The 13,794-nt window shown below is 39.0% G+C and carries 12 protein-coding genes; 9 read left to right on the forward strand and 3 right to left on the reverse strand.

All coding sequences use genetic code 11. From position 1 onward, the window contains the following. The first annotated feature begins 756 nt into the window (after positions 1-756). The 9 genes from BVC89_RS01235 to BVC89_RS01275 all read left to right on the forward strand — a co-directional run bounded on the left by BVC89_RS01235 (position 757) and on the right by BVC89_RS01275 (position 9,098). On the forward strand, positions 757-1,311 hold the full coding sequence (locus BVC89_RS01235) for an NAD/FAD-utilizing enzyme (RefSeq protein ID WP_086929485.1): 555 nt from the start codon (positions 757-759) through the stop codon (positions 1,309-1,311). Between the two features lie 234 nt (positions 1,312-1,545). Continuing rightward, on the forward strand, positions 1,546-2,898 hold the full coding sequence (locus BVC89_RS01240; protein ID WP_086929486.1) for a c-type cytochrome: 1,353 nt from the start codon (positions 1,546-1,548) through the stop codon (positions 2,896-2,898). Positions 2,899-2,994: 96 nt separating this feature from the next. Continuing rightward, positions 2,995-4,749, forward strand: a complete 1,755-nt coding sequence (locus tag BVC89_RS01245) for a cytochrome c oxidase subunit I (protein WP_086929487.1) — start codon at positions 2,995-2,997, stop codon at positions 4,747-4,749. Positions 4,750-4,764: 15 nt separating this feature from the next. Next, on the forward strand, positions 4,765-5,445 hold the full coding sequence (locus BVC89_RS01250; protein ID WP_086929488.1) for a cytochrome c oxidase subunit 3: 681 nt from the start codon (positions 4,765-4,767) through the stop codon (positions 5,443-5,445). Between the two features lie 18 nt (positions 5,446-5,463). Further along, positions 5,464-6,144, forward strand: a complete 681-nt coding sequence (locus tag BVC89_RS01255; protein WP_086929489.1) for a heme-copper oxidase subunit III family protein — start codon at positions 5,464-5,466, stop codon at positions 6,142-6,144. Between the two features lie 53 nt (positions 6,145-6,197). Then, positions 6,198-6,548 carry a cytochrome C oxidase subunit IV family protein gene (locus BVC89_RS01260; protein WP_086929490.1) on the forward strand — a complete coding sequence of 117 codons (351 nt, stop codon included), beginning with the start codon at positions 6,198-6,200 and terminating at the stop codon, positions 6,546-6,548. A gap of 39 nt (positions 6,549-6,587) precedes the next feature. Further along, the gene (gene cyoE / locus BVC89_RS01265) at positions 6,588-7,529 is read left to right on the forward strand and encodes a heme o synthase (protein ID WP_086929491.1); all 942 of its coding nucleotides are present in this window, start codon (positions 6,588-6,590) and stop codon (positions 7,527-7,529) included. A gap of 4 nt (positions 7,530-7,533) precedes the next feature. After that, entirely contained in the window at positions 7,534-8,211 is a 678-nt protein-coding gene (locus tag BVC89_RS01270; RefSeq protein WP_086929492.1) for an SCO family protein, read from the forward strand. Between the two features lie 104 nt (positions 8,212-8,315). Further along, positions 8,316-9,098: a carbon-nitrogen hydrolase family protein gene (locus BVC89_RS01275; RefSeq protein WP_086929493.1), complete on the forward strand. Its 783-nt coding sequence runs from the start codon at positions 8,316-8,318 to the stop codon at positions 9,096-9,098. A 65-nt stretch (positions 9,099-9,163) separates the two neighbouring features. On the opposite strand, the gene BVC89_RS01280 is transcribed toward BVC89_RS01275, so the two are convergent. From BVC89_RS01280 to astD, 3 genes are all read right to left on the reverse strand, one after another. Beyond that, a complete protein-coding gene (locus BVC89_RS01280; protein WP_086929494.1) occupies positions 9,164-10,699 on the reverse strand; it encodes an OmpA family protein in 1,536 nt (511 codons plus the stop codon). A gap of 292 nt (positions 10,700-10,991) precedes the next feature. Next, entirely contained in the window at positions 10,992-12,326 is a 1,335-nt protein-coding gene (gene astB / locus BVC89_RS01285) for an N-succinylarginine dihydrolase (protein ID WP_086929495.1), read from the reverse strand. Continuing rightward, positions 12,323-13,780 carry a succinylglutamate-semialdehyde dehydrogenase gene (gene astD, locus BVC89_RS01290; protein WP_086929496.1) on the reverse strand — a complete coding sequence of 486 codons (1,458 nt, stop codon included), beginning with the start codon at positions 13,778-13,780 and terminating at the stop codon, positions 12,323-12,325. Before astD ends, astB begins: the two co-directional genes overlap by 4 nt. Positions 13,781-13,794 lie beyond the last annotated feature (14 nt).

Raw genomic sequence — 13,794 nt, forward strand, 5'->3', positions numbered from 1 at the left:
TGGTAAATTTTTTACTATGTTGCAATAGGTGTTATTTATATTATTTTCACGACAAAATTGGTGGGTGAAATATAACCGCTTCAGTTAGAGAACTTAGTTGTTTGATGCTATAGATGGCTAATTGTTATAAATTGCGTCTAAACCAAGGGTATTAAATAGAGCATGTAATGATCGATATAGCCATCCCCAAGAACCTTACCAGTACACCACCCTCCAAAAATTATCCTCGTAAGAGTAAAACTGAAGAATATTGTGTCAATTTGAATGTTTAGGCGTGAAGGTAAGAGATTAAGTATCAAAAATTGTATATTTTTTAATACTCTTTTGCGAAAAGAACAAGTATTGTATAGACACTCTAGTAATATTGTGAATATAGATTTTTTGAAATGAAGCACAAAAAACGGCTTTTAATGTCTATTAAGAATAACTCAATTTTTTAATATTTCTTTAAATTACAAACACCTATCCTACATACATTTCCATTGTTTCTTGGACGCTTTTTTCTTTGAAAAAGGTATTGTTATACTTGAATCAAATGAAGCTAATAAATCGATTAAGAACGAATTTTTAGTAGGGCTATATTCGTCTAGTCGTAAAGTCATAAGTTGTAATTTAGATATTGAACGAACGATATCATCGTTCTTTTCAGCTGGTCTATCAAAAATTTTATGCCGTATATATGAGAGTGCGAATGTAAGCAATAAATAACTATAAATGTAAGTCATAAACTAAGTTACAACAGTAAGAGGTTGTTATATGAAACGTCATTACTATATTAGCGACGATCTTAAAGATTTAGAGTCAGTAGAAGTTGAGCTTGAAAACTCGGGTGTTGATACGGAGCAGATTCATGTACTAAGTGAAGATGATGCCTACCTAGAAACTCATCATCTTCATGCGGTAGATTCAATATCTAAGAAAGATGTTATTCGTTCGGGTATTTTTGGCCTCATAATAGGTATTGTTGGTGCAGTTATTATTTTCTCTATTTCTTATCAGACAGGTATTAGTGAAGAATATACTTGGGCTCCTGCTCTGTTTTTGTCTATTGCTTTTTTGGGGTTTTGCACTTGGGAAGGCGGTTTATGGGGAATTCAAAAACCCAACCGTGAGCTCGCGAGGTTTCAAGATGCTATAAAAAGTGGTAGTCATGTATTTTTTGTTGATATCAAAGATGATCAAGAATCTATAGTCAATCGAGTTATTCAAACCCACCCCAATTTAAAGTTAGCGGGCTCAGGAAATGGCTCTCCCGGTTGGGTTGTAGGAACTCAGAGGCGTTTTAATAAGTTTATGACATGGGCGCCATAGTAATATTGTGTTTATTAACGGTTGTTAAAGATTTTGAGTTACCTTGAATTTAACTAATATAAACAGCCTTGAGCGTAGTTAATATGAACACTCTTCAAAGGAATTAATGTCAATATTCATGGACGAAATAAAGATAATAATAAGTAGTTGATCTCGATATAGCTAGATAATCCAAGTTTTCTATACAAGCATCTTTTTGTATACACCTTTTTATACGCGCTAAGGAACATAATAATGAAACTAGCGATTGTATTGGTGGCATTAGTCATAGGCTCACTTATTTTTCACTTTATGAGTCCATGGTGGTTTACGCCTATTGCATCAAATTGGCATAACATTGACCTGACTATTAATATTACTTTCTGGGTTACCGGCATTGTTTTCGTCGCAGTGAACCTATTTCTTGCCTATGTAGTCTATCGCTACCGCTACGATAAAAATAAACGATCACTTTATCAGCCCGAAAATAAGAAGTTAGAAGGCTGGCTTACTGTAATAACTGCGCTTGGTGTTGCCGCTATGCTTGCTCCCGGTTTAATTGTCTGGGGTGATTTTGTTACAGTGCCAGATAATGCTGATGAAATAGAAGTGGTTGGCCAACAGTGGCAATGGGGATACAGATTTCCGGGAGGAGATAAACAGCTTGGGAAAACGGCTGCACGTTTTATTTCTGAGGAAAACCCTTTTGGTTTAGATCCTACGGACGAAGCTGGACAGGATGATATTATTGTTGATAGTAATGAAATTCATCTGCCCATTAATAGGCCGGTAAAGGTCTTACTTCGATCTAAAGATGTCTTACATAATTTTGCTGTACCGCAGTTTAGAGTCAAAATGGATCTTGTCCCAGGAACAGTTTCTTATTTATGGTTTGAGCCTACCCGTGTTGGCAAGTTTGATATTCTATGTATGGAGCTGTGTGGCATTGCCCATCATGCAATGCGTGGCAAAGTTATTGTCGATAGCGAGCAAGACTTTAACGACTGGCTTAATTTGCAGCCCACATTTGCTCAAACACAACATGGTGCTAAAGGTGATCCTATTGCCGGACAAGCACTCTATGCTGTATGTAGTTCCTGCCATGGCCAACAAGGTGAGGGTAATGTTGCATTACATGCACCGAATTTAAATGGTCAGTTTTCCTGGTATCTCACTCGACAACTCCAATACTACAAGCAAGGAGTTCGTGGCACCCATAAAGACGATAGCTTCGGTCAGCAGATGGCTGCCATGGCAGCTGTTTTACAAGATGATAAGGCGATTAAAGATGTAGTCGCATATATTAATACTTTTCCTAAGCAAGAGCATGTTGCCACAATTGAAGGCAATCCAGAAAAAGGTCGCTCGCTTTACGTAACTTGTGGTGCTTGTCACGGCAAGAAAGGTGAAGGTAAGTTTTCGTTAAATGCGCCTCGTTTAGCGGGCGTACAGGACTGGTATATCAAGCAGCAGTTAAATAATTTTAAATTGGGCTATAGGGGCAGCCATGAGCAAGATAATTACGGTGCTCAAATGATTCTAATGGCAAAAATGTTAAGTAGTGAAAAAGCCATGGATGACCTAGTTTCATATCTTAATACATTGTAGAAATAAAAACTTTATATTAATACTAGTTTAATCGCTCTTATTTACTCTCAAAATTGCTAACCATAAATTCGCTTAGCTACATATCGAGGATCACTTATGGCATATATTGCAATCGCTGATCAAGTAGAAGAGCTACACGACCCGAAAAGCTTTATTACTAAGTATATTTGGAGTCAAGATCATAAAGTCATTGCCATTCAATATGGCACTACGGCTGTATTTGTGGGCCTTGTGGCGCTTGTGCTTTCGGGGTTAATGCGCTTACAACTAGGTTTTCCTGATACATTTGATTTTATAAATCCTAATGCTTATTTACAGTTTGTGACCATGCATGGGATGATAATGGTTATTTATTTATTAACAGCGCTGCTACTCGGAGGATTTGGTAATTATCTAATTCCACTGATGATTGGTGCCAGGGATATGGTTTTCCCTTTTCTTAATATGCTCAGTTACTGGACATATTTATTGGCTGTTATTATTTTAATGGCGAGTTTCTTCGTGCCTGGTGGCCCCACAGGTGCAGGCTGGACACTATATCCGCCTCAAGCAATCTTGGAGGGTACTCCTGGAGATGACGCTGGTATTATTTTAATGCTTGTGTCGCTAGCGGTATTTATTGTTGCATTTACGATGGGGGGCTTAAATTATGTCACCACCATCTTACAGGCGCGAACGCGAGGTATGACTCTAATGCGTATGCCTCTGTCAATATGGGGGATTTTTGTCGCTACAATACTTGGCCTACTCGCTTTTCCCGCGTTGCTGGTTTCGGCAATCATGATGTTAATCGACAAAGTATTAGCCACCAGCTTCTTTATGCCTGCCATTGTCTCTCTAGGAGAACAAATGGATTACAACGGTGGTAGTCCGATTCTTTTCCAGCATCTGTTTTGGTTCTTTGGGCATCCGGAAGTCTATATTGTTGCCCTGCCAGCCTTTGGTATGGTATCCGACGTTTTATCTGTACATGCGCGCAAAAGTATTTTTGGCTATAGGATGATGGTGTGGGCAATTGTCATTATCGGTGGTCTAAGTTTTATTGTTTGGGCTCACCATATGTATGTTAGTGGTATGAACCCTGTTTTTGGTTTTTTCTTTGCTACCACTACATTAATTATTGCTGTGCCCACAGCCATAAAAGTCTATAACTGGGTGTTGACCTTATGGCGAGGCAATATTCAAATGACGGTGCCGATGCTATTTTCCATAGGGTTTATTTTTACTTTCACCCATGGAGGCCTAACCGGCTTATTTTTGGGTAATGTTGTTATTGACTTACCATTATCTGATACTTATTTCGTGGTTGCTCACTTTCATATGGTGATGGGAGTGTCGCCTATCATGGTTTTATTCGCCGCTATTTATCATTGGTTTCCTTTGGCATCGGGTAAGATGTTCAATGTAACATTAGGGAAATTACATTTTTGGATTACATTCCTGGGCACCTATGCTGTTTACCTGCCTATGCACTATTTAGGCTTTCTTGGGGTGCCTCGCCGCTATTATGCAATGGGTACCACAGATTTCATCCCTGAATCTGCACAATCTCTTAATGCTGGTATTACTATTGCTGCGATTATTGTTGGCTTTGCTCAGCTGTTTTTTATTATAAATATTATAGTAAGCCTAAGAAGTAGTAAAAAATCTGAAAAAAATCCATGGAAGGCCGCATCTTTAGAGTGGCAGACACCAGAGATGCCACCAAAACATGGTAACTGGGGAAAACAGTTGCCTGAATGTCATCGCTGGGCATACGACTACGCTGTGCCAGGGGAAGAATCCGATTTTATTTCTCAAGATACTAGCTTGGAAAAAACTAAAGGTAACCCCGAAGGTGAAAATTTATAAAGGGTATAAATTATTATGGCTATACTCCGTACTTTAAGTGAAAAACCTTGGATTGATAAGCACACTGGTCCTGAGTTGTATGAGTCTCCCCTAGTAACAGACTTACATGCCAAGCAAATAGCTCTCAATATGTTGCTGGCGATTATTACTGTATTATTTACGCTGTTTATTGTTACTTTTTTAGCTCGATCTCAATATCCCGACTTTAAGGCATTATCAGCAGATGTCTGGCAGCCGTTTTACGATACTAGTCGTTTGTGGATTAACACTTCTCTTCTTGTAATAAGTAGCATTTTTATTCAACTAGCTATTTTTGCTCTGAAAAAAGAAAAGGTTAAGTATGCGTTATTATTCGTACTATTGTCTTTGATCTTCACGTTACAATTTCTATTCGCCCAATTATGGTTGGGTGTACATCTCTATGACCTTGGTTTTTATGTTACTTCAAATCCAGCCAATAGTTATTTTTATGTTTTTACCACTGTGCATGCGCTTCACTTAATAGGAGGGTTACTAGTGTTATTGCATGTTGTAGTTAGGTTCTGGCTTAAAAATAGCGAACAAAGGCTTTTAAATAGCCTTATTTTATGTAGCAAGTATATGCACTATTTACTTGTAATTTGGTTAGCTCTATTTGCTTTAATGACAAGCTCCCCCGAAACGTATAAAACTCTAGCCGCTCTATGTGGATATTGATTTATAGGTGTAACTATTATGCAAAGTACAAACAAAAATGAGGATTCCTTATCACAAAGTGGTTGGCAAAGTGTGGTGAGAGATTGGTCTGCTGATAAGCAGACATTTGATATGCACTGGGGCAAATTGATGATGTGGATCTTTCTGCTCGGTGATACCTTTATTTTTACAATATTTTTGACTGGGTATATGACAGTAAGAATAGGTGCTGTAGATCCCTGGCCCAGCCCTAGCTTGGTATTTGCTCTGGATATTTTTGGCGTTAACATGCCATTAATTCTTATTGCTATCATGACTTTCGTATTAATAACTAGCAGTGGCACCATGGCTATGGCGGTAAACTTTGGTTATCGAGGTGATAAAAAGCGCGCAGCTCAGCTGATGATGCTTACTGCCTTATTTGGCGCGATGTTTGTAGGTATGCAGGCTTTTGAGTGGTCAAAGTTGATCTCCGAAGGTGTTAGGCCCTGGAGTAATCCTTTTGGCGCTGCACAATTCGGCTCCAGCTTTTTTATGATTACTGGGTTTCATGGCCTGCATGTGAGTGCTGGAGTTATTTACTTAGCTATTGTTGCTAACAAGGTACGCAAAGGCGATTACGAGAAAAAAGGCTATGCGATTGTTGAAATTACAGGTTTGTATTGGCATTTCGTAGATCTCGTTTGGGTATTTATTTTTGCTTTCTTTTATCTGTGGTAACGAGAGTTCATTAGTTCTATTAAAAGCCTATTTCGTATAGCGGAGAGATCACTATGAGTGATGAATCAGATCAGCAACATCCATTTGCCATTTATATTAAAATATGGGTGTTACTTTTTGTACTGAGTACCTTTTCTTACTTGGTGGATTTCTTTCAGGTACAAGGATATATGAGATGGACACTTGTTATTATCTTTATGTTAATTAAAGCTGGATTGATAATGGCTATTTTTATGCACTTGCAGTGGGAAAGTACAGCGGTAAAATATCTTTTATTGCTGCCGCCTGTTGTGCTTTTAGTATTAATAGGTTTGATGGCCATTGAAGGTGATTACACTTACCTTTCGAGGCTAAATTTCTTTTCTGAAAGCAACAGTGTTTTTACAAGTCCGGGTAATCATTAAATTAAGAGAACTTCAATATAATAATAAGAGTATATTCACATGAACGAGCGCAAAATACCAAAAGAGTCCTCTATCTCGTCACCTTTAGTAGTTACCTCTGCGCTCAGTAAAATAGATATTGCTTTAATTAAACAATATTTGGAACTATGTAAACCAAAAGTAGTATTGTTACTTTTGATTACAGCAGTTGTCGGAATGCATTTGGCGTCCCCTTCATGGGTATCTATAGATATATTATTAGTCGGTACTTTAGGCATTGGTTTGGCCGCCTGCGCGGCAGCAGTTGTCAATCATATTGTCGATGAGAAAATTGACATTCTCATGTTAAGAACCCAAGGTCGCCCCATCCCTCAAGGAAAAATAGATCCTTACAAAGCGATTCTTTTTGCTGTAGTTATGGCTACTACATCCATGTTGTTGTTGATCGTATTTATAAATTTTTTAACGGCAGTATTAACGCTGGCAGGTCTAGTGGGTTACGCGTTTATCTATACCATGTATCTTAAACATGCTACACCGCAGAATATTGTTATTGGCGGCTTATCTGGTGCAATTCCTCCATTACTAGGCTGGACAGCAGTCACTAATAGCATTGATCGCGAAGCCATTGTATTAGTGATGATTGTTTTTACTTGGACACCAGCACATTTCTGGGCTTTAGCGATTGACCGGGTGGAAGAGTATCGTAAAGCTAAAGTTCCTATGTTACCTGTAACACATGGAATTGAGTTCACCAAGTCCTATGTCATTTTCTATACATTATTACTATTTGTAGTAAGCCTAATCCCTTACTTTATTAAAATGAGTGGCTTATTTTATTTTGTTTGTGCAATAAGTTTGGGGGCATGGTTTGTTTTTTATTCAATAAAGTTAAAATTTTTCACTCAAGAAAAAACAGCCATTCAGACTTTCTTTGTTTCAATTTATTACTTGTTTTACTTGTTTGCAGCCCTACTTATCGACCACTACATCAATATGTAAAACAATGAAACATAAGCTGATTGTACTTGTTATTTTTTTATGCTCATTAACTTTCATAAGCGTTAATGTTCATACGCTATTCACAACAAAATCACCACCTAAGATTCAAGGCACTATTATTCCTAATGCTAGAGACCTAGAAGACTTCACCTTGCTCAATCACAATAATGAATATTTTACAAATGCAAACCTTAAAGGTAAGTGGAGTCTAGTTTCCTATGGTTTTACCGATTGCCCTGATATTTGTCCGACAACGCTTAACAAGCTAGCACAAGTGAAAAATAAACTACATGAGCTTGGTAAATATCAAGATCTTAATATTCTTTTTTATAGTATTGATCCTCAGCGAGATACCGTCGAACGTCTCGCACAATATGTTGCGTTTTTTAGTCCTGATTTTTTAGGATTGACGTGGCGATTGGATGCTGAGACAAACCATATCGCCTTTGAAAAAAGTTTGGGAATAACTTCACTTATTACACCTCTCACACAAGAAGAAGCCGAAAACGACTATAAAGGATACAGTGTCAGCCATGGTGTGATGTTGTACCTATTAAATCCTGAGGGAAAACTTCAGGCCATATTCACACCAGAAACCAGCAAACATGGTATCCATAACTTCCTAATCGAAACCATTTATCGTGATTATGTGGCAATTCGCTCCTACTTTGGGTTACATTAACTACGGTTTTAATAATGACAGTCATCAGCTAGCTCTTTGTATATGATGGTGTTTCTATAGATCGAATACTGACAAGTTAATTAATAGGTTAAATCATAAGCCAAATGAAAGTTACTGTTTGCCAAATAGACCCTCGTAACCATAACGATAATCCTCTAGTTAAGCAGCTCGATGATCTTGCTGAGCATATAAAAAGTGAAGATTCTGATTTTCTATTGTTACCAGAGATGGGCTTTTCTTCATGGTTGGCCGCAGATTATAACGTCGATGTGACAAGATGGAATAAGGCGGTTAAGGATCATGATGAACATATTGCTAATTTATCTGCTCTGGGAGCAAGGGCTGTTGTCGGTACCCGCCCAGTTACAAAAGAAGATGGTAATCGACGCAATCAGGCATATATTTGGGATGAGGATCAAGAAGCGTTTGCTTTCCATGATAAATATTACCTACCTAACGAGGAAGGTTATTGGGAACATAGATGGTATCAACGAGGCCCCAAGATCTTCGATATTGCACGTGCATTAGGTATGCGCATTGGCGTACAAATATGTACAGAAATGTGGTTTATGGAGTGGTCGAGGCACTATGGTGCATTGCGAGCTGACATGATTTGTGTACCAAGGGCAACGCCTCATGGTTCAGTTCATAAATGGCTAGCAGGTGGGCAGGCTGTGGCGGTATGTTCTGGAGCTTATTGCCTATCTTCCAACCTCTGGTGTCCCCCAGGAGATAAGGTTAATTGTGGCGGCCTTGCTTGGGTTGTTGACCCGGAAGGAAATATCTTGGCGCAAACAGATGAAAATAACCCATTTGCCACTGTCGGTATAGATCTTGAGTTTGCGCGGGAAAGTAAAAATACTTATCCGCGCTATGTACCAGAATAACTAAAGTGCGCCTGAGTAAATAAAGTGTATCTGAACCAATAACGGGTCTTAAAACTTTAAGAAAATTACTTTAACCTCTTCACCAATTCTACTCGACGATTTAAACGCTTACCGGCATTTGATGTGTTGTTAGATTCTGGTGCATAAGGCCCTACACCCGCTGAAACTAGGCGCTGTTGGTTTATTTTATAATCTGATATTAAGGCGGTAACAACCGCTTGTGCCCGTCGTGAGGATAGCTGCTGATTATGTGCCAATGCACCGGTGTCGTCGGTATGACCCACAACATATAATAGAAGTGCCTTATCTTTATTAAGTAGCTCTGCTACAGCATCGAGTGTAGGTTTCGATTCTGGTTTTATCGTAGCTTTATCTGTATCGAAGTAGATACCATAGAGTAAGGCTTTACCTTTCACCTCTAAATCTCGTTTTAGACTGTCAGCGTCAACTTCAATTAAGTCATCCTCGCTTGCCTCTAGTTCTACCACAGTTTGATTTATTGATACTTCATTACCATAGCCACCGATATATAATGAAAAATAAATATCGCCCTTTTTCGCTGGTTTTTTGGCAGATATAAAGTAAGGTTTATTACTGGAATTATAAATACTGCCTTCTATAGCAAGGCTGCCACCAAGTTTTTGTATTGCTTCTTTATTACCACACTTATCTAACTGACATTCAAATGTAATATCGAAATTTGCCTTTTCTATTGCATGACGATAATTTTGATAAACTTTTAATGTAGAGACATGTTGCATTTCATAGTCATGTTTATAAATATCGCCAACTAGTGAAGCCTTTTCTATATTGCTATTCCCTGCGGCGTTAGTGGTAATTTTTACAGGTAGCTCAATGGATTCGTAGTCTGTCTTTTTATGTATTCTGACAGTAGAGCCTGGATAGCGGCTGATTAAGGGATGATCGATTTTCCGATCTTCTGCAGAAACACTGATTCGTTTATTCACCTGAGGTAGTTCTTTAAGATACTCCGTATTTACGTGTAATAAGTCTGATTGCAGGGCTTTTTCCTCAAGTATTACTTGCTGAATATTAAGCTCCTGCCCATAGCCACCAATAAAAGCTGTAACAATAACAGAACTATTGGCGGCTTGTTTTTCCGCTACTAGATAGTATGGCGTGTGATAATAGTTATACACCGAGCTATCAGGTGCTATTAAACCACCCAAATAGGCCGCTTGCTGATCATCTCCACAGGCGGATAATTTACATGTGTAGAGTAAAGAAAAGCCCGCACTGGTTAGAGCTTGTTGATAATTTTCAAAAACTTTGAGACTTGAGACGTCATTGAGTACATAGGTGTGGCGGGTTAAATCCCCGGTTTTAGAAAGTGACTTAAAAGTATAGGGTTTATCTGATCCTGTCATTTCACCTATAGGGAAGATAAAAGGCTCGTATTCGGTAAAACGAGAGGTGTATTCTTTAGATCCAGGATATGCCTTAAGTAAAGGATGATCTTTAGCCATTATCCCATTGGATAATAATATTAAAAGACAGGTAAGTATAAATTGTTGCATTTTTCCTGAAATATTCAGAACTAACTTGAGTCGCTTATTAGTTAGATCAGTCAGAACCGTCATTATCACACAACTCCTTTAACTATTAACGTTAGGTCTAAATTACCTTGCAGGGTAAGTTTATGTCCAGGAAAATTTATAAATAGCTATAATAATTAAGCTGTCAAAGCGGTTTGTATTCTGTTTCTAATAACTAAAGCAAGAGTAGACAAATGTAATACTAGTGTATGGAAAATATTTATTTAATGAAATTAAAAAATAAGAATCTCATGGCCAAGCGCTATGCAAAAATATTAATTATTTTTGCATAGACTGGTGATAAATAATTTCTTAAATATGAAATAAGTAGTCGATACTATACTTGCTGAAAGTCGTAGTAGCTACCTAATTGTAATAGCTGGGTAAGTGCATCAAGTGCGCGATAACAATCATCCATCAAGCTTGGGTCTGCTAAGTCGGCAGGTGCTATTTCATCTCGGTAATAAGTTTTCACCCAGGTTTGTAATTTATTTATTTGCCCTTCGTTTAGTATAAATGTCGGGTTAACTGCTGCAATTTCTTTGTCACTTAACACGACACGCAAACGCAAACAAGCTGGCCCACCGCCGTTACTCATACTTTGTCTGACATCGACGAAATGTACCTCTCGGATAGGTTGGCTCTTATCCTCCATCAGGGTTGATAAGTAATTATTTACAGCTGCGTTATCTCGGCATTCGGTCGGTGCAATTAGGCACATTTTTGTCATATCGCCATCGGGGCTTGCCAATAGCTGACTGTTAAATAAGTAGCTACTAATCGCATCTTCAATACTGACATCCTTAGATGAAACCTCTAGCGCTTGAAAAGGTAGCTGTTCTACTAGTTGTGTAAAAATTTCGCTCTGCTGATTAGTATCGAAGGCTTCTTGGTGGAAAAATAACAGAGGGCCGTTACCTACGGCAACCACATCATTGTGGAATGCGCCAGCGTCGATAACATCCGGATGTTGCAGTAAGAATTTTGCCGTCTGTTCTATACCATGTTGTCTCGCTATCGCCTTGCTAGCGTGCAATGTTTGGCGGGCAGGAAAGCGCTGCGTGTGTGATTGACCATCGCGTCCATAGACAAATAAACCAACGCCTTTAGAGTCGTAGGACGAGCATAAACGCGTGTGATTAGCGGCACCCTCATCGGCAAACTCAGTATGGGAGTGGAGTGCCTCATGAACAGCAAAGTGTTCGCTATTGGAAAATACTGTATTTAGGCACTTAAATGTTTCAGTGTGTTCTATTGAGCGATGATTAGTGGTTAATAAATTTGCCGGAGTTAAGTGTACGCGGCCATCTTCACTATCAGGAGAAGGTGTTACTGTCGCTGCGTTTGCTGCCCACATAGATGAGGCTGAGTATATTAAGGGCAAGAAGTTTGGCTGTTGCTTGGCAACTTTATTTATTATTTCGCTGTCGCTACCCGAGAAGCCAAGATTACGTAAAATATCTAAACGTGGACGTTGCTGCGGTAGCAAAAAACCTTGCTTATAACCCAAACGCAACAGTGTTCGCATTTTCTCCAGGCCTTCTAATGCTGCTTGTTTAGGCTGGGAGACATGTTTGGCATTCTTAACCGATGCTAAATTACCTGCAGCGAGTCCTGCATAATTATGATTAGGGCCGATTAATCCATCGAAATTAGCTTCATAAAATTTCATCGCAGCCCTCTTACATTTTCTAAGTCAATATTTTGTGCTTGGTTTTTAGTACTATCGCCTTGGCTAATGGCTTGGGGCCAAGCGCAGTAATCGGCAGCATAATAAGCACTGGGGCGGTGATTGCCACTTGCACCGACACCACCAAAAGGTAACTCGCTAGAGGCTCCTGCGGTGGGTAAATTAACACTGACAACACCAGCTTTAATATGTTGTCTGAATTTTTCTTGTTCTGCTGGATTGTCGCTGATAATACCTGCAGCTAAACCAAAGCGCGTTGCATTAGCGAGTTTTATCGCTTCGTCAATATCTTTTACACGATAGACTTGAAGTAGCGGGCCAAAATATTCGTCGTCTGGAATATTTTCAACATTACTAACGTCCAAAATACCAGGAGACAAATACACAAGTGTTTCGTCAACGGCTTCCATTTTCTTAAGAGCCTGAGCACCCGACGATAACAACTCTTCTTGTACCTGTAATAGCTTTTCTGCTGCAGAACGATTAATAACTGGCCCCATAAAGGGGTCTTGTTGGTTGTTGTTACCAATAATAATTCTGTTACAAGCCGCTATAAGTTTTTCAATAAGAACATCGGAGTTTTCAGACTCCACTAGTATAAGCCGACGAGTACATGTACAACGTTGTCCGGCACTTAAAAATGCGCTGTGTAACAGTGTATTAGCTGCAAGCTCTATATCTTCCACTTGGCTTGCAATAAAAGCATTGTTGCCACCCATTTCCAAGGCCAACATAATTTCGGGCTTTCCTGCTAGCTGTTGGTGAATTATTTTCCCTGTATTGTATGAGCCTGTGAATAATACACCATCAATATCACTTTTAACTAAAGCCTCTCCCACTTCTCTGGCGCCTTGAATTAAATTAATAACACCAGCAGGCAAGCCTGCCTTGATCCAGGCTTTTACAGTGACTTCGGCAGTGAGTGGTGTAAGTTCTGATGGCTTGAAAACAATACTGTTACCTGCAAGCAGCGCTGGGACAATGTGCCCGTTGGGTAAATGGCCTGGAAAATTAAATGGGCCAAAAACAGCCATCACACCATGGGCATGATGTGCGAGAGAAAAATTATTATGTGTTCGAGAACCCGCTCGCTCATCTTGTGCTTTAATACTAATGGCAACTTTATTTGCCATTGCACCCACCTCTGTTAGTGCCTCCCACATAGGCTTGCCATTTTCTTGAGAAATAACCTGTGCTATTTCATTTTTCTCTGCATTTAATATTTCAGCGAATTTTTCTATGATTTTAATACGCTCTGGCAGTGGTGTATTTGCCCATTTGTATTGGGCAGCCTTAGCAGATGCAACGGCTTTTATTACTTGTTGTGTTGAAGAGGTTGTTTTCTGCCACAATACCTGGCTTTCGTCAGGTGTGCTGGACACTAGTTCGTAGCCTTCACCTTCAATCCATTCATTATCGATAAGTGTACTGTACATTTAAAACTACCTCA

This window comes from Agarilytica rhodophyticola (assembly GCF_002157225.2).
GTDB lineage: Bacteria > Pseudomonadota > Gammaproteobacteria > Pseudomonadales > Cellvibrionaceae > Agarilytica > Agarilytica rhodophyticola.

Excerpts from the sequence above, each read along its gene's own strand:
- BVC89_RS01235 (WP_086929485.1), top strand. The coding sequence starts at position 757 with ATGAAACGTCATTACTATATTAGCGACGATCTTAAAGATTTAGAGTCA.
- BVC89_RS01240 (WP_086929486.1), top strand. The coding sequence starts at position 1,546 with ATGAAACTAGCGATTGTATTGGTGGCATTAGTCATAGGCTCACTTATT.
- BVC89_RS01245 (WP_086929487.1), top strand. The coding sequence starts at position 2,995 with ATGGCATATATTGCAATCGCTGATCAAGTAGAAGAGCTACACGACCCG.
- BVC89_RS01250 (WP_086929488.1), top strand. The coding sequence starts at position 4,765 with ATGGCTATACTCCGTACTTTAAGTGAAAAACCTTGGATTGATAAGCAC.
- BVC89_RS01255 (WP_086929489.1), top strand. The coding sequence starts at position 5,464 with ATGCAAAGTACAAACAAAAATGAGGATTCCTTATCACAAAGTGGTTGG.
- BVC89_RS01260 (WP_086929490.1), top strand. The coding sequence starts at position 6,198 with ATGAGTGATGAATCAGATCAGCAACATCCATTTGCCATTTATATTAAA.
- cyoE (WP_086929491.1), top strand. The coding sequence starts at position 6,588 with ATGAACGAGCGCAAAATACCAAAAGAGTCCTCTATCTCGTCACCTTTA.
- BVC89_RS01270 (WP_086929492.1), top strand. The coding sequence starts at position 7,534 with ATGAAACATAAGCTGATTGTACTTGTTATTTTTTTATGCTCATTAACT.
- BVC89_RS01275 (WP_086929493.1), top strand. The coding sequence starts at position 8,316 with ATGAAAGTTACTGTTTGCCAAATAGACCCTCGTAACCATAACGATAAT.
- BVC89_RS01280 (WP_086929494.1), bottom strand. The coding sequence starts at position 10,699 with ATGACGGTTCTGACTGATCTAACTAATAAGCGACTCAAGTTAGTTCTG.
- astB (WP_086929495.1), bottom strand. The coding sequence starts at position 12,326 with ATGAAATTTTATGAAGCTAATTTCGATGGATTAATCGGCCCTAATCAT.
- astD (WP_086929496.1), bottom strand. The coding sequence starts at position 13,780 with ATGTACAGTACACTTATCGATAATGAATGGATTGAAGGTGAAGGCTAC.